Origin of the sequence: Streptomyces lincolnensis (assembly GCF_021173675.1) — a bacterium.
Classification (GTDB): domain Bacteria; phylum Actinomycetota; class Actinomycetes; order Streptomycetales; family Streptomycetaceae; genus Streptomyces; species Streptomyces lincolnensis_B.
The window spans coordinates 640,838-660,120 of sequence record NZ_JAIHON010000006.1 but is presented as its reverse complement, the minus strand read 5'-3'; the positions used below and the strand labels follow the sequence as shown (position 1 = coordinate 660,120).

Genomic DNA, 19,283 nt, shown 5'->3' with positions numbered 1-19,283 from the left:
CGCTCACACCTGGGTCCGGTGGAAGTTGAGGAAGGAGCGGGAGGCGGTGGGGCCGCGCTGGCCCTGGTAGCGGGAGCCGTAGCGCTCGCTGCCGTAGGGGAACTCGGCCGGTGAGCTGAGCCGGAACATGCACAGCTGGCCGATCTTCATGCCCGGCCAGAGCTTGATGGGGAGCGTGGCCAGGTTGGAGAGTTCGAGGGTCACGTGTCCGCTGAAGCCGGGGTCGATGAACCCGGCGGTGGAGTGGGTGACCAGCCCGAGCCGCCCCAGGGAGGACTTGCCCTCCAGTCGGGAGGCGAGATCGTCGGGCAGCGTGATGACCTCGTAGGTCGAGGCGAGGACGAACTCCCCGGGGTGGAGGATGAACGGCTCGTCCCCCTCCGGCTCGACGAGCCGCGTCAGATCCGCCTGCTCGATGGAGGGGTCGATGTGGGGGTACCGGTGGTTCTCGAACACCCGGAAGTACCGGTCGAGCCGTACGTCAACGCTCGACGGCTGCACCATGGATTCGTCGTAGGGATCGATCCGTACCCGCCCGGCGTCGATCTCGGCCCGGATGTCCTTGTCTGAGAGAAGCACGCCCCGAGGATACGCAAGGCGCGCGGACCGACCACAATCGGACGGACCCGCGCGCCTGCGCTCACCTACTCCTACGGCTTCTACCGCTTCTACCGCTTCTCCAGGCTCACCGGCACCACACTGCGGAGCCGGGCACACCGTGGACATCGAACAAGCCGACCGGGGCCGAGCCGCTCGGCCTGCTGCATCGGGAACGAAGCGGTACTGAACACGTGCCCATCGGCACATCGGACGACGGTGCGCTCCATCAAGTCCAAGAGTCCCTTCCCCAAGAGCCGCGTCCGGCTGCTGCTCGCCTGACGACAAATGCCACATTACGGGATGGGTGGGACGACCCTCCAGGCGGCACTCCGGTCCCGCCCGGACCCTCTCCCACGCCTCCACCGTACGCCCCAACTCCCGCCCCTCGCAGCCCCGTCCCACCCCCGAAACACCCTCGGGCCCCACGGCTTCAGCACCGGGGGCCCGACATGAGGTAAGGTAATTCCGCGTTCCGACACCGGTTCCGACCGGCGTCTTACGCGGGTGTAGTTTAATGGTAGAACATCAGCTTCCCAAGCTGAGAGCGCGAGTTCGATTCTCGTCACCCGCTCCAGAGAGAAACCCCAGGTCAGTGGCCTGGGGTTTGTTGTTGTCTGGCTCGTTAGGTGCGCAAAGGTCGACCAAGTCGCGTAAGCGAAACAGCAGTTGCCGGGCGCGCCAGTGCCGCTGCTCACGCGGTCGTCGCGCTCAGCAGTCGTTCGCCTATCACATCGGCATGACGATCTCTCGCACACATGCTTTCCCACACGGTGTGCCCCTGGACGAGGGTGGATCACCCTCGTCCAGGGGACACGGTCCGGCAACCGAGGCTCAGTGCGCTTCGCGGCGGGCCAGCGCCCCGCGCGAGCGGGTCACCAGCGCGGCCAGCAGGGCGGCGCCGAGGGGCACGGCCACCAGGAGGGCGGCGAGCGTCTCCCAGGGGACGACGATCGGCACGTACGGCGGGGCGTCACCGGCGCCGCCCCAGCCGTTGTCGAGAGCCTCCTGGTAGGAGCGCATCTGCTGGCGCCCCTCGGTGAGCCGCAGCCCGACCGCGGGCAGGACACCGGCCGCCGAGCCGAGGACCACACCCATCGCGGCGATCACACCGCACTGGAAGCCACTGAGCGTGCGGCGCACCCGGGGCGGGGCGCCGACCGCGGCGAGCGTCTTGAGATCGGCCTCGGCGTCGGCCTGGGCGAGACCGGTGGCGATGCCGGCCGCACCGATGGTGACCAGGCCGGCGAAGACGGTCAGCGCGAGCAGGACGAGCCCGTTCTCTTCGACCCAGCCCCGCTCCACGGTCAGCTCTACGTCGCTGCCGAGCTTGGCGATCTCGGCGTCGAGCTTCTGCCGCTCCTCGGTGCTGGGCAACCGGTCGGTGCTGAAGAAGGCGCCGAGGGGGACGGTGGTCAGTCCGGCGGCCTTGGCGGCGGCGGGGCTGAGCACGCTCTGCACCCCGTAGGAGTCGGGCGAGCCCGGCACCTGGTAGGCGGGGAAGGACTTCAGCTCGCCCGGGACCGGCTTGTTCTGCTCGGCGGCGCGGTCGGCGGCCTCCGGGTCGGCGATCAGCTTGATACCGACGGTGCCGTTCCGGTCGACCTGGGGCTTGTGGAAGCTGAGGAGCTTTCCGTCGGCGAGGGCCTTGGCCGCGCCCGGGTCGTCGATGCCGAGGACCTTCAGGAGCGGGGCGTCGGCGATGAGGAGACCGCCGTCGACGTAGATGCCGTTGCCGTCGGGCGAGAGGCAGCGCCAGTCCTTGGCGAGCGCGCGCCGCTGCTCCTTGGTGTACTTCTCCGCGGGGTCGGAGCCGTCGGGGGTGCTGACCCACAGCGGGCACTCGTTGGCCGGCGGGATGACGACCTCGAAGCGGCCACAGCCCTCGCCCTCGCCGTACGGGGCGCAGCCGGGCTTGCCGACGGCGATCCGGAACACATCGGCGCGGACGTCGACGGGCAGCGTCCGCTGCACGGCGTCGCGGACCTCGGGGACGTCCCGGCCGCCCTCCTCGGTGACGAGCGCGGCGACGGCCCCGTGCGGCAGGCCGGCCCGGTACTCGGCCAGACTCTGGGCGTCGCTGCTCGCGGCGTACGTCGAGACGGCGACGGTGCCCGCGACGGCAGCCAGGACGGCGGCGACAGCGGGTGCCGTACGGCCCCGGTTGCGGACGGCGTCCCGCAGGGCGAGGCGCGGCGAGAGGGGCAGCCAGCGGCTGGCCCGGCCGAACAGGCCGACCAGGGCGGGCGTCATGGCGACCACACCCAGCTCGGCGATGGCCGAGCCACCCGCGACCAGGACGAACTGGTCGGAGACGACCGAGCCGTACAGGGCGATGGCCGCGCCGAGCAGGACGGCACCGAGGCCGATCAGCGGCAGCACGCGGCTGCTGCGGCGCACGCCGCGACGGCCGGTGAGGGAGGCCAGGACGGTCTGCCGGGAGGCGGTGACGGCCGGGACGATCGCGGAGAGCAGGCCGGTGAGGACGGCGAGCGCGGCGATGGCGAGCAGTTCCAGCGGCTTGACGGTGAAGCCGCCGAACCGCTGCCCCATGTAGTCCTCGATGAGCGGCCGGAGGGCGAAGGTCAGGATCAGGGCGAGGACCGTGCCGACCAGGGCCGCCGCAGCGCCGATGACGAGGCCGCCGCTCAGCATGATGGCCCGGATGTGGCTGCGGGCACCGCCGTTGGCGCCGACGAGGCCCAGCTGGCGGCGGGAACGACGGGCACCGACGGCGAAGGCGGGACCGGCGAGCAGGCAGATCTCCAGCATCGCCAGGCCGACGACCGTGCCCACGGCGGCGAGCGCGGCGGCGTCGGCGGCCCCGCTGCTCTCGTAGTTGGCCCAGCCTTCCTTCTGGTAGAGCGGCACCTCGGAGTCGGCGGGCGGGTCGAGGGCCACGGCGCGCGAGGTGACCAGGACGCCCTTGGCGTTGATCGCCTGGACCGTGTTCCACGTGAAACCACCGGACTTCTTCACCAGGTAGGTGGTGGAGTCCTCGGGCTTCGGCAGTCCGGCCTTCTCGACCGCCTTGGCGTACGGCGCGAGGAAGGCCCCCGGCAGGGCGTTGACCTGCTGTGCCGTGAGGTCGCTGGGCAGCTCGTACGAGCCGCTGATCACATAGGTGCGGTCGAAGCCGCGGGCGGTGAGGGTGGAGCCGACGGACAGCCCGCTGCTCTCCAGGAACCGGGTGGTCGCGGCGATCTCGTCGTTCTTCTCGGGGAAGCGGCCCTCCTGCAGCCGCATGATGCCCCGGGCGACGGGATCGGCGGCGGCAAGCTCACGGACCTCGGCCTGGAGCAGACCGTGCCTGGTGGTCAGCTTGGCGCTGCCGCTGCTGTCGGTCAGCACCGTCGAACCGGCCGGGATGGTCTTGGTGACATCGGTCGGGCCGTCGGGCCAGGACTTGCCCGGCGAGTCGTAGTCCCCGGCCGGGGTGTGCTGCTCGCCCTTGGGGTCCTGCAGGATGGCCACGCCGGCCGTTCGGGCGTCGGAGAAGCGGGCGTCGGCGGCACCCAGGGTGCGCTCCATCCGCTGCGCGGGGGTGAGTTCGGCGCTGCGGAGGGTCAGATCCAGGGCGCTCACGCCCAGGATCGGCAGCGCGATCATGGCGAGGACGAGGAAGCTGCGGCCCTTGGAGCGCCAGGCGTCGCGGCGGGCGATGCGGACCGCGGCCCGCCAGGAGTGGAACCAGGTCGTCACCGCTGGGCCGCCCGGCCGGTCAGGAGCGAGTCGGCGTCGCTGCGTAGGGTCTGGTCGACGACGGCGCCGTCCCGCAGGAAGACGACCCGGTCGGCCCAGGCGGCGAACCGCGGCTCGTGGGTGACCATGATGCCGGCGGCTCCGGCGTCGCAGCGGGAGCGCAGCAGGGCCAGCACGGACTCGCCTGTCTCGGAGTCGAGGGCGCCGGTGGGCTCGTCGGCGAGGACGAGTCGGCGGTCGCCGACGAGGGCGCGGGCGATGGCCACGCGCTGCTGCTGACCGCCGGACATCTCGTCGGGGAACCGGTCGGCGAGATGGCCGAGGTCCATCTCGGCGAGGGCGGCGAGGGCCTCGGTGCGGGCCTTGCGGGCCGATATGCCGTCCAGTTCGCGGGGCAGGGCCACGTTCTCGGCGGCGGTGAGGGCCGGGATGAGGTTGTAGTCCTGGAAGACGTAGCCGATGCTGCGGCGGCGCAGGGCGGCGAGTCCCTTGATGCCGAGGGCGGTGATGTCGGTGCCCTCGACGAAGACCTGCCCGGAGGTGGGGGTGTCGAGGCCGCCGGCGATGGTGAGCAGGGTGGACTTGCCGGAGCCCGACGGGCCCATGACGGCGACGAATTCACCGGGGTGGACGTCGAGGTCGATGCCGCGCAGGGCGTGCACCTCGGTGGCGCCGGAGCCGTGGACGCGGGTCAGGTTCTGCAGACGCAGCACGGGCTGCTGCTGTGTGGACATGGTTCCCCCTCGGGCGTACGCCGGCGAACGGCCGGACGTCGTGCGGCGGACGGTCGTTGGCGGCGCCGTGCGTACGTATGGTCTGGTCGGGTCTTCGGAGTCTTCAGGTGGTACGAGTGGATCCGGTGGTACGGGTGGATCCGGTGGGTCGGATGGATCCGGTGGGTCAGGTGGGTCAGGTGGATCCGGTGGATCCGGTGGACTCGGTCGGCCCGGTCGGCCCTGTGGATCCGTCGTTCGGGCGCTCAGGGCCGGTCGTGCAGGGCGGACGTCACAGGCGGTGGCGTGCGGCCTCCTCTGCCCCGGCCCCCGCCCGCGACCCCGTCCCCGCCGCTCCCGCCGCCGCCCCAGGCGAGGCCGGCTCCGGCCCCGCCGGCGGGGTGGTCGACGAGAGGCGGATCAGCCGGGACTCGCAGTGGTCGAGCCAGCGCGCCTCGGCCTCGATCTGGAAGATCAGCTGCTCCAGGACGAGGAGCCAGGCGATGTCGTCCCGCTCCCGGGCCCCGTTCTTCTCCACGGCGGTGAGGGCCTGCGCCTTCAGCCGGGTGTAGTCCTGCATGGCCTTCACGGTGTGCCGGCGCTGGGACTGGATGACGTCACGGATGTCGACCCCGGGCGCCTCGATAGCCATGGCCAGCTTGATGGCCAGCTCGTCACGGGCCGGGCTGGTGCGGTCGACGGGGTTCTCGAACCAGCTGCGCAGTTCGACGCGACCGCTGTCGGTGATCGCGTAGAGCGGGTGGCCGGCCTCGTCCTCGCCGTCCTGCAGGACCATGCCGTCGCGTTCAAGCCGGCTGAGCGTGGTGTAGACCTGCCCCACGTTGAGCGGCCAGGTGGAGCCGGTGCGGGACTCGAACTCCGTACGGAGCTGTGAGCCGTAGCGCGGGCCGCGTTCGAGAAGGGCGAGAAGCCCGTGGCGGATGGACATACCGAGTATGTATACCGAGTAAGTCCGCGTGGACAAGCGTCCTGAGGCGGACGCCGGAGGTCCGACTCAAGGGGGACCCGGGCCGTCGCGAGCCGCTCAGCGGCGGCGCGTCCGCACCCCGAGGAAGCCGATGCCGAGGCCCACCAGAGCCGGCCCCACGCCCAGTGTGAACACGGGAATCCGCCGGTCGGAGAGGTCGAGGGGGGCCTCGGTGCCGGTCCGGTGAGCGGCCGCCGACAGCTTGGCCGGCGAGCTCTCGACGGCCGGGGCGTCCGTCTCGGGTACCACGTCGACCCCCTCGTCCGGCTCCTCGGCGGGCTCCGCCTCCGTTGCCGTTTTGGTACGAGCGGGCTCCACCGGGCTCGTGGAGGACGGCGAGCCGGAGGGGTCGGCCGGTCGGCCGGGCCGCTCCCGGCCCTCCCCCGCCGGCCGCCCCGCGAGGGAGGCGGAGTCGCTGGGCGCGGGCGCGTCGGGCGGCCCCGACGGCTCGGGGGCCGCCGGCGGGAGAGGGCCGGCGGGTCCGGAGGAAGGCGACGCCGACGGGGTGGACGGGCGATCGGGCGGGGTGGGTGCGGCGTTCGTGGCCGCGGAACCGTTCGGGGCGGGGGCCTGAGCGGGCGGTGCAGGGGCGTCCGTCGTCGAGGCCGGGCGCGAGGGCGCCGGCGGGCGCGGGACGGTCGGGACGGTGGGCGGCCCGGAGGGGTGCCTCACGGCGGCGGCCTCCGGCGCGAATGCGCCGGCGCTCCGCACGGCGCGGGGCGCGGCCCTCGCCCTCGTGCCCCTCGCCCTCGTGCCCCTCGCCCTCGTGCCCCTCGCCCTCGTGCCCCTCGCCCTCGTGCGCATCGAGGTCCAAGGAGTCCTCGACTCGCAGCAGGATGCTTGATGCGCGCCACTGCATCCGAATGACGCCATGTGCGCAGTCGCGACGGCATCACTCGGCTGCCGTCATAGCCGCGCAAGCGCCGTCGCTTCCCGAGCTGAGAGCGCGGGTTCGATTCTCGTCACCCGCTCCGGTTGGGCTTGAGCGCCGGTGCGTCTGTGGGGTGCGGTGGGCGTCTCGTGGCAGGGGGCCGCGGCTTCGGCGACCAGGCGATTCCGTGTCGGCCGCCGGGTCGTAGGGTGGCTGCCGAGCGTTGTCCTCTGTGGGGAATGAGCTGATCTGTGGGGCGTCCCGAAAGACCGGTGGATCCCGATGACGGTCCTGTGCAGCGCCTCGCCCATGAGCTGCGCGAGTTGCGCCGGGCCGCCGGCAGCCCGCCGTACCGGAGCATGGCCCGGGTGGCGGGCTTTTCGGTGACAACCCTGTCCCAGGCGGCGGGAGGGGAGCGGCTGCCGTCACTGGCCGTCCTCCAGGGGTATGTGCGGGCGTGCGGTGGTGATCCGGCGGAGTGGGAGCCGCGGTGGAAGGCGGCGGACGAGGCGGCGCGGGTGTCGGTGCGCGGCGCGGGGGACGCTTCGCCGCCGTACCTGGGGCTGGCCCGGTTCGAGCCGGCCGACCGTGAGCTGTTCTTCGGCCGGGACCGGTTGGTCGACGAATTGTGCGAGCTGGTGTCCGGGCACCGGTTCGCGGTGTTGTTCGGGGCGTCCGGCAGCGGCAAGTCGTCGCTGCTGCGCGCCGGTTTGATCCCCCGTGTCCAGGAGGAGATCGCGCGCCGCGACCGCCCGGCGGTGCTGCGGATCCTGACTCCCGGGGCCAGGCCCGCGACGACGTACGGGCACCTGCTGGCACCGGCGGAGGGCGAGCCGGAGAGCTGGGTGGTGGTGGACCAGTTCGAGGAGGTCTTCACCCTGTGCCGGGACCGTGCCGAACGGGACCGGTTCATCGACCTGCTGCTCGCCTCCCGCGAGCCGGACAGCAGGCTGCGGGTGCTCATCGCCGTACGCGCCGACTTCTACGCCCGGTGCACCGAACACCGGGGCCTGGCGGACTCCCTGCGCGGCGTGGGACTGCCGGTCGGGCCGATGAGCGCGGACGAACTGCGCGAGGTGGTCGTCAGGCCGGCGCAGGCGGTCGGGCTCCAGGTGGAACGGGAACTGACCGCGCGGATCGTCGAGGAGGTGCTGGACGAGCCCGGCGCCCTGCCGATGCTCTCGCACGCGCTGCTGGAGACCTGGCGACGCCGCAAGGGGCGACTGCTCAGCCTCTCCGCGTACGAGGCGGCCGGCGGGATACGCGGCGCGATCGCGGCCACCGCCGAGGAGGCGTACGCCCAGCTGTCCCCCGGCCGCAGGCGTACCGCCCGGCAGCTGCTGCTGCGGCTGATCGAGCCCGGCCGGGGCACCCCGGACACCCGGCGCCCCCTGACCCGGGCCGAGTTGGACGGCTTCACGGACCCCGAGGTGCCGGCCGTGGTGGCGCGGCTGACGGAGGCCCGGCTGCTCACCCTGGACGAGGACGGCGTCCACCTCGCGCACGAGGCACTGATCACCGGCTGGCCCAGGTTGCGGGGCTGGCTCGACGAGGACCGGGAACGGCTGCGGCACCACCGGAGTCTGACCGAAGCCGCCCGCACCTGGCTGGAGCACGACCGCGACCCCGGCGACCTGTACCGGGGCACGCGCCTGGCCCGCGCGGAGGAGTCCTTCGCGGACGACGACTCGCTGACCGTCTCCGAGCGGTCGTTCCTGCGGGCCGCGCTGGAGGCCCGCGAGGCGGAGGAACGGGCCGCCGTCCGCAGTGCGCGGCGCTCGCGGCTGCTGCTCACCACGCTGTCCGCCGTACTGGCGGTGGCGCTCGTGGCCGGCCTGACCGCCTGGCGGCAGCACCGCGACAATGAGCGGCAGCGCACCGACACGGCGGCACGCCGCGTCGCCGCCGTCGCCGACGGCCTGCGCACCACCGACCCACGGACCGCCATGCTCCTCGGTGTCGCCGCCTGGCGCACCTCCCCGCTGCCCGAGTCCCGCCGTGCCCTGCTCGGCTCCCTCGCCCAGCCCGAGGCGGGTATGTTCACCGACCCCTCACCGGGCGAGAGTTCCACGCGTTTCCTCGCCGACTCCGGCCGCACCCTGCTCAGCGTCGACGGTCGTACCTGGCGCAGGTGGGACGTCGACACCGGCCGCCTTGCCGCCTCGGGGCGGCTGCCGGAGGGCAGTGTGCTGGGGGCCGGTCCGGACTCCCGGCTGGTCGCCATCGACGCGGGAGACGGCGTACGCCTCTGGGACACGGTCGACGGCCGCTGGACCGGCGCCCCGAAGGTGGCGTCCGCCATCGTGGAACTCGGGGCCAGTGGCCGCAGTTACCTGGCGATCGGCATCGATGACGCCCGCGTACGGCTGCTTTCCGCCACGGACGGCAGGGTGCTCTTCGAGACCCGGGGCGCCGCTCAGGGAAGGGTGGCCCCCGGTCCCGACGACCGGCTGGTGGCCGTCTGCCCCACCGGAAGGACCCCGCAGGTCTGGGACACCGGCAGTCGGCGTGCTCTGCCCGGTGCCTGGGAAGAAGCCCGCGGCGCCTGTGACGACGCCCCCGACACCCTCGTGTTCGACGGTGCCCGGCTCGCGGCCCTGTCCGCGAAGGAGGTGCGTGTCTGGGACACCGCTTCCGGACGCCGGGTCGCCGATCTGGCCGACCCGGGCGTGCAGTACGCCGCCTTCAGCAAGGACAGCGACTTCCTCGCCACCGCCGACAGCCGTGAGATCAAGGTGTGGCGACTGTCGGCGCCCGGCGCCCCGGTCTTCCGGTACGCCCTGAACAGCCGGCGACTGACGTACGGCGGCCTCGCCTGGGACCCCGCCCGCCCCGTCCTGCGCTACCTCGAAGGCGGGACCGTCCACTCCCTCGACCTCACCGCGGCGGTCACCTCCGCCTGGCGCGCCCACCCCCTGTCCGTAGAGGTGCTCAGCCCGGACGGCCGTACGCTCGCCACCGCCGAACTCTCCGGCGACGGCGCCCGTTACCGTTTCCAGCTCCGCGACACCCGCGACGGCCGCGTCCTGCGGACCCTGCCGGCCCCGCCGCCGCCGGTCGCCGGGGACCGTACGCCGCCGCTCGTCCCGCAGGACAGAGCGGCTCTGATGGCGTTCGGTCCCGACAGCACCGCGCTCGTCTACGGCGTCTCCACTCCCCTCGTGAAGTCCGTGTCACAACGCTTCACGGTCTGGGACGTGCCGCACGACCGCGCCCGCACCACCCTGGACGTGGCGATCCGGGCATCCGCCGCGGGCACGGTCGCAGTCGCCCTGGGCCCTGGCGGCCGTACCCTCTACGCCGCCCGCGCACCGCGCATCGGCCAACTGCGCGACGAGGCATGGGACGTCGCCCGTCACCGCAGAACCGCGGTCCTGCCCGGCCGGGCCGGCTCCCACCTGGCCGTCCACCCCGACGGCCGTCTCCTCGTCACCGACGACCGAACCGTTCGTGCGGGCACGGCCGTCGCCCACGACCTGGTCCAGGGCGACCTGATCGGCGCCCTCGCCTTCGCCCCCGACGGCTCCCGTCTGGCGGCCGGCGATCTGACGGGCCGCGTGGCCCTGTGGGACGGCACGCTCCGCCACCGTGCGGGCATCCTGCCGAACGTCTTCCCCGCCCCGCTCGACGGCCTCCCGGAAGCGGTCAGCGCCCTCGCCCTCAGCCCCGACGGCCGCACCCTGGCCGTGGGCGGTACGGGGGGCAGCCTCCAGCTCTGGGACACCGCCACCCAGCAGTTCCTCGGCGGGCCCCTGACCACAGCCGGCGAGAGCATCGACACCCTCGCGTTCAGCAGTGACAGCGACACCCTCTACGCCGGGAGCGCCCACGTCCCGCTCCAGCGGTACACCGTGAACACCGAGCGTGCCGTGACACGGGTCTGCGAGCGGGTCGGCGGCGCGGACCTCACCCGGGACGCGTGGCGCACTTACCTCCCGGACGTGCCGTACCGCAAGCTCTGCTCGGACTGAGGGAGGCAGGTCCTGAGGGCACCGGAGATCCAGCGGCGCGGGGAAGGGCCTCTCCGGATCTCCGGTGCCCCGTCCTTCACGGGGACCAGGTCACCGGGTCGTACCGGTACCGGCCTCACCGGTACCGGCCTTACCCGACAACGCGTCCGTCACATCGACGGAGACGTTGTTCAACGGCACGGTGACCTTGAAGAGCACCGGCTTCGCGTAGAAGCACTTCGCCTCGGCGTCGCACGTCTTCGTGTCCCGGTACGGAGTCCGCTCCAGGCGGCTCATACCCAGCGACACGTCGCGGATCATGCCGCTGCCGAGGTTGCCCGGGCAGAAGTCGATCGCGTCGCGCACGGTGAGGGTCAGCCCGCGCACGTCGAGGGTGACCTTCGCCTTGCCGTTCACGGTCGTCCGGGCCAGTGAGTACGTCCCGGTGATCTTCCGCTGGTCCGGTACGAAGGTCCCGTCGGCGAGTTCCACGCCGCTGAGACCGCCCGCGACGAATCCCGGGGTGGTTTCCAGGTCGCTCCAGGCGATCGGAAGATCCGTTCCCAGGCCCGCCTGCTTGAGGCTGTAGTTCTGCCCGACCACGGGCGAGTCGGTGGCGAGCTTGCCCTTGAGGCTGTCGACGATCCCGCTGACGGCCTTCTTCGTCTCGTCGGCGTTCCGGAAGTCGGCGAGGACCTGCTTGCCGCCGACCTTGGTCCGCTCGTGCGTCACCGGGCCAGGAGTGAGGTAGGTCTCGTACAGCTTCTGGGCTTCGGGCATGTCGAAGATGTCGGTCCACAGCCCGATCACCTCCTGGCCGGTGTCGGCCGCCTTCCGCGCGTCGGCCTTCTTGCCGAAAGCCGTGCACTGCGCCGGATCCTGCTTCGGGAACGACGCCCCGGAATTCGATGCCGCGTTCGCGGTGAAGGCCGACGCGCCGACGAGCAGGCCCGTGGCGATCAGGGAGAGGGAGGCCTGCACCAGTTTTCTGTTGCTCTTCATGGAGGACTTTCTTCGATGACCGTTGGTCAGGTGGCTGCTGCCGGGCGGGCTGTGCGGTCGTCTCCGTAGGCGCCGCGACGGTGCTCGAAATCCCGTGGTCGCGGGACGTCAGCCCGACAGCATGACCAAGGCTGGCCGCCCGAGTGTTGTTCGGCACCCCCCTCCACCAGGGCAAACAACCCCGCGCACAGGTCGGCGGGACGTACTCCGGCCGTCGATCCTGTTTCAGGCGGGATGCGGAAGCGACGGCGAGCAGCGCCCGGCCAGCAGCGAGCGCCTCCTGGCGGCTGCCGGCGTCGTCACCCTCACGAACTGCCGTGCGAACGGCGGCCGTTCGGGACATGGTCGCGGACGACGCCTTCACGCCGGGGCAGCGGGCCGCGCGCGGTGACTGCGCCGGCTGCATCGCCGGCGCGCTGTCGTTCACCGAGTACCGGCGGGTCTGGAGGCCGCGGGCTTCACCGACGTCGAGACCACCCCGGCCCTCGCCCTCGCCGACGCCGCTCAGGCCAGTAGGGGTGCCAGCCGTGCTCGGTGTTCGGCTGGGCCACTCGGGCCGGTGGGCCGGACAGGGCGAGGCCGGCGACCACGATGCCGGTGGCGGGGTGGCGGATGGGTACGGCGAGGCAGCCTCGGTCCGCACGGAGTTGGTCGCGCTGGCGGGCGGGGCCGGTCTCGGCGATCTGCTTGAGTTCGGCGGTCAGTTCGGCGCCGTCGGTGATCGTGGACGGGGTGAAGCGGCGCAGGTCGTGGGTGAGGGCGTGCCAGTCGTGCTGGTCGGCAGGAGGAGCTTGCACAGCGCGGAGGCGTGGGAGATCGGGCGAGGAGGGCTTCCTCGGAGGGTGGGTGGTCGGGGTCCGGGTCGGTCATCAGCGGGCGGTCGGTGGTGAAGGACGCCAGATGCACACCCCAGCGGATGCGGGCCCGAAGGTGGTCCAGGACGGCGCGGGCGGCCGGCGGCAGGTGCGGGGACACACAGGCGGGCCGCGCAGCGGCCGAGGGCGAAGCCGCCCGGGCCGGGCGCGCACGCGTACTGCGCCGTCTCGCTCCCACCGGGGTCTTCGACAAGCAGATCCGCAAGATGAACCAGCTGCCGGGCTGACGCGCAGGCGCCGCCTGGGCTTTCCGAACAGCCGTCCCACTTCCGCCAGACAGAGGACACCTTGATGCCGGAGCGCGATCCCGTCCCGATCACCGGTGCCGCCGACGAGACCGGTGGTGTGAGCCGGACGATGGTCGACATGCTGCTTGAACAAGGTCAGTAGCGGCCGGCCGAGCCGTCGGCGGGCTGCGGAGTCGGCGTCGCTCCCAGGTATGGCGGGGGTCAGCCATCCATGTGCACACGCAACGGCTCCGCGCAGTCGGTACCGGCACGGACCGACCCCGTGCGGAAAGTGGGCCACTTCAGCGCGGCACCCGCCCGTCGTCGAGCGCCGTGCCCATAGCGTGCCCTTCAGAGGGGACAACCACGGTCAACAAGTGGAGTGGGGAAAGCACCTCAGGCGATGTCGTGGACGTTGTGCTCGAGCAGGTCGGATGCGTGCCGGGCAATGGCACGGTAGTCGGCATCGTCGTGGAGGACAGCCAGGCCGTGGTGGGCGGCGGTGGCGGCGATGACGAGGTCCACCGCCGAGGCGCTGCGATGCGCCCCAGCCTGGGCCATACGGTGCTGCACCGCGCTGATCCAACGCCCCGCGTTCTTCGGCACCGCCGCATCGGGACAAAGGTCGGTGAACATCTCCGCGATCTCGTCGTACTCACGGCCGTTCCGGGCGCTGTACAGGAACTCGGCTCGCTGCACGTAACAGGATGCGATGGCCCCGGCGTCGATCGCGTCATACCAGGCCGATTGCAGTTCTGGGTCCCGGAGCAGCCGGACCAGGCCGGACGTGTCGAGCAAGTAGATCACCTGCTGTGCTTCTCCGCCCTGTGCAGACGCTCGGCGTCCTCGACGGCACCCCACTCACGCGCGCGCTCGAAGTGACGGCTGATGCGCGCCGCGCGCTCCTGCTGCTCGGCGTAGAAGTGCAGAGCGAGATTGACGGCCTCCTTCTTGGTCCTGACCTTGGACAGAGCCATGGCGCGTTCCAGGGCGTCGTCGTCGATGTCGATCTGGGTCACAGACATACGACACCTCCTCTCAATGTTGGTGATGTATGTAGAAGAATACGTCACCAACATTCCCGGGTCCACGGCGGAGTGTCGGCTCCCGGCATGTGCAGTCGCGACGGACATTCCAGATCAGCCTCAGAGGCGATGCGGTCCGGTCGGCGCAGGCGTCGCGCGAACGCATGGCCGGCTGCTGGTGGCATCCGTGCCCACAGCGTGCCCGTAAGAGCGGACAACCACGGTCAACAACGGCGCGACCCCACCCTCACGACCGCTCCTGAAGAAGGACATCTGTGCAGGTCAGAGACCCGGGCCTTTTTGCTGTCCGTGGGCCGTGACCAGCGTCAGCGCCTTGGCCGAGAGGTACGGGGCCAAGTCGCGTTCCGCGAAGGAGCGCCGGTCCGTGTCGGGCGGGTTGTGCTCAGGCGGGCCGGGTGGAGGCCCGTAGTTCGATCTCGTATCCGCCCTGTGGGGTGGGTTCGGCGGTGAGGGTGCCGCCCAGCAGTTCGGCGCGTTCTCTCAGGCCGATCAGGCCGTGCCGGGCGCTGGGCAGGGCGACGGTCGGGCGGGTGGGGGCGGTGTTGGTGACGGTGACGCCGAAGTGCTGTGTGTCGTGCCACAGGCGTACCTCGGCGCGGGCGCCCGGGGCGTGCTTGCGGACGTTCGTCAGGGCTTCTTGGACCGTGCGGTAGACGGTGCGTTGGGCGGTTGTGCTGATGCCGGGCGGGAGCTCCCCGGTCAGGGTGGTCTCGATGCCGCTGTTGGCGATCAGCTGCTGGAGGTCGGCGAGGGTGGGCTGGGGGGTGAGTTCGGTTTCCTTGCCGCCGGAGGCGCGCAGCAGGGTGACCATGTGACGGAGTTCGTCGAGGGTGTTCACGCTCAGGGTGCGGATGGTGCGGGCGGCGTCGCGGGCATCGGGGTCCTTGGCGGCGACCTGCAGGGCTCCGGCCTGTACGGCGATGAGGCTGACCTGGTGGGAGACGACGTCGTGCATCTCGCGGGCCAGTTGGGCGCGTTCGCGGGCGAGGACGGACTGGGCGTACAGGGCGCGTTCGTGTTCGCGGGCCACCTGGACCTCGACGAGTTGGCGGGCCACGTCGCGTCTGGCCTGCACGAGCTGGCCGCACAGGATCGGAGCGAAGGCCATGGCCAGCGTGTAGACGAACTCGATGAGCGTCCAGGTCCGGTCGCCGGGAAACGGGTCGCCGGAAAACGTGTCGGACAGGGGCCAGGCGAGGGTGGTCGCCGCCGCGTTCAGCAGGGCGCTGCCGGCCAGCAGCGGGCGGTTGCGGGTGTGCGCGGCCAGTGTGTACAGCGCGGCGATCGGCGCGACTCCCACGTCCATGAACAGCAGCATGGGCAGTGTCAGCAGGAAGACGGCGAGCGGAAAGCGCCTGCGCAGGAGCAGTCCGGCGCTGCCGAGGGCGGCGCAGGCCCACATGAGGGGTGTCGCCTCGTCGTCGAGGTTGATCCAGGCGTCGAGCGCGGCGAGCACGACGAGGCCCGCGTCGACGGCCCAGGACGGCACCCGCCGCCACAGTGCCCGACCCGCACTCATCCCGCGTTGCCCCGGGCCGTGTCGGCGCCGTCGACGCCGAGCAGTCCGGCCCGCTCCGCGAGGAGCGCCGCCTGGACTCGGCCGGCGACCCGGAGCTTGGTCAGGATCGAGCTGACGTGGTCCTTGACGGTGCCCGCGCTCAGATGGATGCGGGTGCCGATGTCGGCGTTGGACAGTCCTTCCGCGATCAGGACGAGGACGTCACGTTCGCGGTCGGTGAGCAGGTTCACGCGCGCCACGTCCTCCGCGACCTCGGGCGCGTCCGCCCCCGGATGGCCGCGCAGCAGCGTCCGCGAGGCTTTCGGGGACATCACCACCCCGCCCGCGGCCAGGGTGCGGACGAGCTGGGCGAGTTGTTCGGGCTCGGTGTCCTTGAGCAGGAAGCCCGCGGCTCCCGAGCGCAGCGCGGTCAGGATGTACTCGTCGGTGTCGAACGTGGTCAGCATGGCCACCGTCGGCGGCTCGGGCAGCGTCTGGATCTGACTGAGGACGGTCAGGCCGTCCACGTCCGGCATGCGGATGTCGAGGAGCACGACGTCCGGACGCTCGCGCCGGATGGCGTCGATGGCCCGTGCTCCCTCCGCGGTCGCCACGACCTGGATGTCTTCGGAGGCGTTCAGGATCAGCTCGAACCCGGACCGCACCAGCGCCTCGTCGTCCACCACCACTACCCGGATCACCGGCGTTCCGCCTCACACTCGTCTGCTCTGTCCAGCTTCTCGGCGACCCGTACGCCCCGCATCGGGGCGTCCACGTTCTCGTACGGTGATCGCTCGCTGTCGACAGTATGTGCGGCCGGGCGCGCGACGGTGCGGCCGCTGTGGACTCCCACCACCCGGCAGGCCGGTTCCAGCCGGTCGGGGGGAGCGCTCCGGCCCATCGGCGGGCTGGTGAGCGTGGCTCGGCGGATGGTGTCCGTGGTTCTCGTCCGGTGGGATCGGTCCGTGGGCCCGACCGGGTCTGCCGGCCACAGTGCATTTCCGAACCGTTCGAGGATCACCCAGCCATGCCCGAGTTGTACCTTCGTCAGCCTGTCCGTGCTCTGCGCCGCTGTGCGGCGCGGCCCCATGTGCTGTTCGGGGGCGTGTACGGGGCGGTACTGGCCAGCTCCATGGTGGCCGCCCTGACGGAACAGGGTGAGACGGCGCCCGCCGACCGGTTCAGCAGCGCCCAGTGGCTCCTGGTCACGGCCGTCGCATCGGCCTTGGCACACGGTTACGCACATCTGATCGCCCTGCGCGGCGACCGGACCCGTCACGGTGTGCGCGACGGGTTGCGGCTGTTGCTGTCCGAGTGGCCGTTGGTGGTGGCGACGGTGCCGACACTGCTCCTGCTGCTCGGCGCGGGCTGGGGGTGGTGGCCCTCGGCCGGCATCGAGTACGTGGCCTTCGCCGTGAACGTGGTGCTGCTGTTCGCCTGGGGCCTGCTCGCGGCCCGCGCCGCCGGTCGCACGTGGGGCTCCGCCTTGAAGATCGGCACGGTGGACGCGTTGCTCGGACTCGCGGTCGTGGTGGCCAACGCCCTCATCAAGTAGGGCAGTTGACCGTCCGGGGCCCGCCGACCGGCCCACACGGGGCTGTTCCGCCGGTCGGCGGGGCGGTCCCGGCCGGTCGGCGGGGGTGTCACCGAAGCCTGCCGGATGGTCCGCCGCGCGGCGGCACCGAAGCATCTTCCGTATGACACAGATACAGCCGCCCCAGGAGACACCGGCTCGGCAGGAGAACTCGCCTCCACGGCCCCGAACCTCGTCCGAGTCCGCCGGGCAGGTCTCGGCCGGCCCCTCGATGGGACGCCTGGTCGGGTTGGATCTGGCCCGCGCGCTGGCGGTGTTCGGCATGTACATCGTGCACATCGCCCCGATGCCGTCGGCCGGGAACGACCTCGGCAGCTGGGTGTACTCCCTGGCGGAGGGGCGCTCGTCGGCCCTGTTCGCCACTCTCGCCGGGTTCTCGCTGATGCTGATCGCCGGCCGCCTCGAGCCCAGGACCGGCCTGGCGGGCCGGCAGGCGAAGGCCCGGATCGCCATCCGCGCCGTGATCCTGCTGGCGCTGGGCACCGTGCTGGCGATGGAGTACGGGGACATCATCATCCTCGCCTACTACGGCGTCTACTTCCTCCTCGCGCTGCTCCTGGTACGACTGAGCGCCAAGACGCTGGCGATCATCGCGGCGGGGATCGCGCTCGTCATGCCGCAGCTCGCGTTCGTGGTGAAGATGTGGCTGAGCGACTCCGTCCAGCAGAGCATCAACGCCCACGACCCGCTCGAGAAGCTCAGCACCGTGGGAGTGCTCGATCTGCTGCTCACGGGCCTCTACCCGACGATCACGTGGATGGCGTTCGTGATCGCCGGCATGGCGCTGGCCCGCCTCGACCTGACCGCCGCCACCGTCCAGCGGCGCCTGGCGGCGCTCGGTGCAAGCCTCACCGCGGGCGCCTACGGCCTGGCCGCGCTGCTGGGGGGCACGAGCGCGGTGTTGAGTTTCGGGGGAGGCAAAGGGCCGCCCAGTGGCTCCGGAGCGGGGTCCATGGGCAGCGGTCCCGGGGCAGGGTCCATGGGCAGCGGGTCCATGGGCAGCGGGTCCGGCGGGCCCGTGCAGTCGGCCTCGGACCTGCTGGGTGCCGTGTCGCACACCGGCACCACCCTCGACACCATCGGCTGCCTGGGTGTCGCGATCCTCGTGATCGTGGGCGCGACGGTGGCGATCGACCGCCTGCCGCGACTGCGCCGCCTGGCGAAACCGGTCATCGCCGTGGGCACGATGTCCCTGACGGCCTACGTCGGCCACTTCCTCGCACAGTCCGCGTGGCCCGCTTCCGGCGCCGGCACCACGACGTCCTGGGTGCCCGTGCTCACGTACATCCTGGGGGCGATCGTGTTCGCCGCGATCTGGTCCCGCTTCTTCCGCCGCGGCCCCCTGGAGTACCTGCTCAACGCAGCCACCAAGCCCGCCAAGTACATCCGGTGAGGTCAGGCCGGGGCGGCCCGCTTCCTGCCCATCCCGGCCCGGTCGGCCGTCCGAGGCCCGCAAGGGGACCACCCTTGCGGGCCTCGGCTGTGGTCCCTGGCCGACTGATCCCAGCTCCGCCTGGCGCCAACCGGTCGTCCACGGACGCGGTCCGGACAGCTGCGGGACATGCGTGGGCCTGTTCAAAAGGCGACCGGCCTCGGACGCGGTGCGGTGGATGACCAGCCGTCCAGGGGAGCTCCACAAGCGAACGCCCAGGCGAACGTGAATCGGCAGTCGGGACACCCGCAGACTCCCGTCCGTGCGCGGCCGGGGGCTGCCCTGTGGGTATCGGGCCGCGGCCAGGGCGTCGCGGCGCAGGCGTGCGTACTCCCCGAAATCCTCGTGTGCTGTGACCCGTTGGCCGGTGTGCCGGGTGTCGGCGGCGCCGAGTGGTGCGGGGATCGTGCGCGCGTGCTCAGGCATGGCGCTCGCTGGCCTGGCGGAGGTCCGCGAAGGTGGTGCGGGTCGCCGGTTCCCCGATGACCGTCGTGATCCACGCGTCGGCTGCGCGGTCACCGCCGCCATGGTCAGCGCCGTGGGAGCCCGCGGTCGGAAGGGCGTACCGGGGCGCGCGGAGTGGGCTGCCGGCCGATGCCGTGCGCATCAGGTCGAGCGGGCGGACGTCCGGCCTGCTCAGCGGGCCCGCTCGCCCTTGGCCATGAGCACGGGCATGGGGACTCCCGGGTGAGGGACGGACTGGGCGGGCAGCGAACCGCCGCAGCCGGCCGGCTGCCGGCTGCGCGGCGGGGGCAGCCGGTGGATGACGGCCGACGGCACCGGCGAGC

17 protein-coding genes, 1 tRNA gene and 1 pseudogene are annotated in these 19,283 nt (G+C 72.0%); 7 read left to right on the top strand and 12 right to left on the bottom strand.

Annotation, left to right across the window (positions count from 1 at the left end; all coding sequences use genetic code 11):
• Nucleotides 1–3: 3 nt before the first annotated feature.
• Nucleotides 4–579, bottom strand: coding sequence for a dCTP deaminase (gene dcd / locus K4B79_RS20660; RefSeq protein ID WP_059194168.1), 576 nt, complete (start codon nt 577–579; stop codon nt 4–6).
• Between the two features lie 521 nt (nt 580–1,100).
• Here dcd and K4B79_RS20655 point away from each other — a divergent pair.
• Nucleotides 1,101–1,174: transfer RNA gene (locus K4B79_RS20655), tRNA-Gly, on the top strand.
• Nucleotides 1,175–1,431: 257 nt separating this feature from the next.
• Here K4B79_RS20655 and K4B79_RS20650 read toward each other — a convergent pair.
• The 4 genes from K4B79_RS20650 to K4B79_RS20635 all read right to left on the bottom strand — a co-directional run bounded on the left by K4B79_RS20650 (nt 1,432) and on the right by K4B79_RS20635 (nt 6,318).
• Nucleotides 1,432–4,299, bottom strand: coding sequence for an ABC transporter permease (locus K4B79_RS20650; protein ID WP_232028268.1), 2,868 nt, complete (start codon nt 4,297–4,299; stop codon nt 1,432–1,434).
• Nucleotides 4,296–5,033, bottom strand: a complete 738-nt coding sequence (locus K4B79_RS20645) for an ABC transporter ATP-binding protein (protein WP_232028267.1) — start codon at nt 5,031–5,033, stop codon at nt 4,296–4,298. Before K4B79_RS20645 ends, K4B79_RS20650 begins: the two co-directional genes overlap by 4 nt.
• Nucleotides 5,034–5,304: 271 nt before the next feature.
• Entirely contained in the window at nt 5,305–5,961 is a 657-nt protein-coding gene (locus K4B79_RS20640) for a PadR family transcriptional regulator (RefSeq protein ID WP_232028266.1), read from the bottom strand.
• A 96-nt stretch (nt 5,962–6,057) separates the two neighbouring features.
• A complete protein-coding gene (locus K4B79_RS20635) occupies nt 6,058–6,318 on the bottom strand; it encodes a hypothetical protein (protein WP_232028265.1) in 261 nt (86 codons plus the stop codon).
• 328 nt (nt 6,319–6,646) lie between these two features.
• On the opposite strand from K4B79_RS20635, the gene K4B79_RS20630 reads away from it, so the two are divergent.
• Together K4B79_RS20630 and K4B79_RS20625 are read left to right on the top strand one after the other, a co-directional pair.
• Nucleotides 6,647–6,844: a hypothetical protein gene (locus K4B79_RS20630; RefSeq protein ID WP_232028264.1), complete on the top strand. Its 198-nt coding sequence runs from the start codon at nt 6,647–6,649 to the stop codon at nt 6,842–6,844.
• Between the two features lie 299 nt (nt 6,845–7,143).
• Entirely contained in the window at nt 7,144–10,842 is a 3,699-nt protein-coding gene (locus tag K4B79_RS20625; protein WP_445276263.1) for an nSTAND1 domain-containing NTPase, read from the top strand.
• A gap of 90 nt (nt 10,843–10,932) precedes the next feature.
• Here K4B79_RS20625 and K4B79_RS20620 read toward each other — a convergent pair whose 3' ends face one another.
• Nucleotides 10,933–11,823, bottom strand: a complete 891-nt coding sequence (locus tag K4B79_RS20620; protein WP_232028262.1) for a nitrite reductase (NAD(P)H) small subunit — start codon at nt 11,821–11,823, stop codon at nt 10,933–10,935.
• Between the two features lie 332 nt (nt 11,824–12,155).
• Here K4B79_RS20620 and K4B79_RS48645 point away from each other — a divergent pair.
• Nucleotides 12,156–12,337: pseudogene (locus K4B79_RS48645) on the top strand (arsenite S-adenosylmethyltransferase); the annotation flags it as partial.
• Here K4B79_RS48645 and K4B79_RS20610 read toward each other — a convergent pair.
• The gene (locus K4B79_RS20610) at nt 12,282–12,620 is read right to left on the bottom strand and encodes an IclR family transcriptional regulator domain-containing protein (protein ID WP_232028261.1); all 339 of its coding nucleotides are present in this window, start codon (nt 12,618–12,620) and stop codon (nt 12,282–12,284) included. The pseudogene K4B79_RS48645 and the gene K4B79_RS20610 sit on opposite strands and share 56 nt — an antisense overlap.
• Nucleotides 12,621–12,739: 119 nt before the next feature.
• On the opposite strand from K4B79_RS20610, the gene K4B79_RS20605 reads away from it, so the two are divergent.
• Nucleotides 12,740–12,925, top strand: coding sequence for a hypothetical protein (locus tag K4B79_RS20605; RefSeq protein WP_232028260.1), 186 nt, complete (start codon nt 12,740–12,742; stop codon nt 12,923–12,925).
• A gap of 396 nt (nt 12,926–13,321) precedes the next feature.
• On the opposite strand, the gene K4B79_RS20600 is transcribed toward K4B79_RS20605, so the two are convergent.
• The 4 genes from K4B79_RS20600 to K4B79_RS20585 all read right to left on the bottom strand — a co-directional run bounded on the left by K4B79_RS20600 (nt 13,322) and on the right by K4B79_RS20585 (nt 16,158).
• A complete protein-coding gene (locus K4B79_RS20600) occupies nt 13,322–13,732 on the bottom strand; it encodes a PIN domain-containing protein (protein ID WP_232028259.1) in 411 nt (136 codons plus the stop codon).
• Complete coding sequence (locus K4B79_RS20595) at nt 13,729–13,950, bottom strand: type II toxin-antitoxin system VapB family antitoxin (protein ID WP_172629543.1); 222 nt, start codon at nt 13,948–13,950, stop codon at nt 13,729–13,731. The genes K4B79_RS20600 and K4B79_RS20595 overlap by 4 nt, the downstream gene beginning before the upstream one ends.
• Before the next feature lie 403 nt (nt 13,951–14,353).
• A complete protein-coding gene (locus K4B79_RS20590; protein WP_232028258.1) occupies nt 14,354–15,490 on the bottom strand; it encodes a sensor histidine kinase in 1,137 nt (378 codons plus the stop codon).
• Complete coding sequence (locus K4B79_RS20585) at nt 15,487–16,158, bottom strand: response regulator (protein ID WP_232028360.1); 672 nt, start codon at nt 16,156–16,158, stop codon at nt 15,487–15,489. Before K4B79_RS20585 ends, K4B79_RS20590 begins: the two co-directional genes overlap by 4 nt.
• A gap of 338 nt (nt 16,159–16,496) precedes the next feature.
• On the opposite strand from K4B79_RS20585, the gene K4B79_RS20580 reads away from it, so the two are divergent.
• Together K4B79_RS20580 and K4B79_RS20575 are read left to right on the top strand one after the other, a co-directional pair.
• Nucleotides 16,497–17,024: a hypothetical protein gene (locus K4B79_RS20580; protein ID WP_232028257.1), complete on the top strand. Its 528-nt coding sequence runs from the start codon at nt 16,497–16,499 to the stop codon at nt 17,022–17,024.
• A gap of 142 nt (nt 17,025–17,166) precedes the next feature.
• Nucleotides 17,167–18,456 carry a DUF418 domain-containing protein gene (locus tag K4B79_RS20575; protein WP_232028256.1) on the top strand — a complete coding sequence of 430 codons (1,290 nt, stop codon included), beginning with the start codon at nt 17,167–17,169 and terminating at the stop codon, nt 18,454–18,456.
• A gap of 675 nt (nt 18,457–19,131) precedes the next feature.
• Here the strand turns inward: K4B79_RS20575 and K4B79_RS20570 are convergent.
• Complete coding sequence (locus K4B79_RS20570) at nt 19,132–19,275, bottom strand: hypothetical protein (RefSeq protein WP_232028255.1); 144 nt, start codon at nt 19,273–19,275, stop codon at nt 19,132–19,134.
• Between the last annotated feature and the right edge of the window lie 8 nt (nt 19,276–19,283).

Bases quoted from the DNA above. Each gene is read 5' to 3' on its own strand.
- K4B79_RS20645 (WP_232028267.1), bottom strand. From the start codon at position 5,033: ATGTCCACACAGCAGCAGCCCGTGCTGCGTCTGCAGAACCTGACCCGC.
- K4B79_RS20640 (WP_232028266.1), bottom strand. From the start codon at position 5,961: ATGTCCATCCGCCACGGGCTTCTCGCCCTTCTCGAACGCGGCCCGCGC.
- K4B79_RS20620 (WP_232028262.1), bottom strand. From the start codon at position 11,823: ATGAAGAGCAACAGAAAACTGGTGCAGGCCTCCCTCTCCCTGATCGCC.
- K4B79_RS20605 (WP_232028260.1), top strand. From the start codon at position 12,740: ATGCGGGCCCGAAGGTGGTCCAGGACGGCGCGGGCGGCCGGCGGCAGG.
- K4B79_RS20595 (WP_172629543.1), bottom strand. From the start codon at position 13,950: ATGTCTGTGACCCAGATCGACATCGACGACGACGCCCTGGAACGCGCC.
- K4B79_RS20590 (WP_232028258.1), bottom strand. From the start codon at position 15,490: ATGAGTGCGGGTCGGGCACTGTGGCGGCGGGTGCCGTCCTGGGCCGTC.
- K4B79_RS20580 (WP_232028257.1), top strand. From the start codon at position 16,497: ATGCCCGAGTTGTACCTTCGTCAGCCTGTCCGTGCTCTGCGCCGCTGT.
- K4B79_RS20575 (WP_232028256.1), top strand. From the start codon at position 17,167: ATGACACAGATACAGCCGCCCCAGGAGACACCGGCTCGGCAGGAGAAC.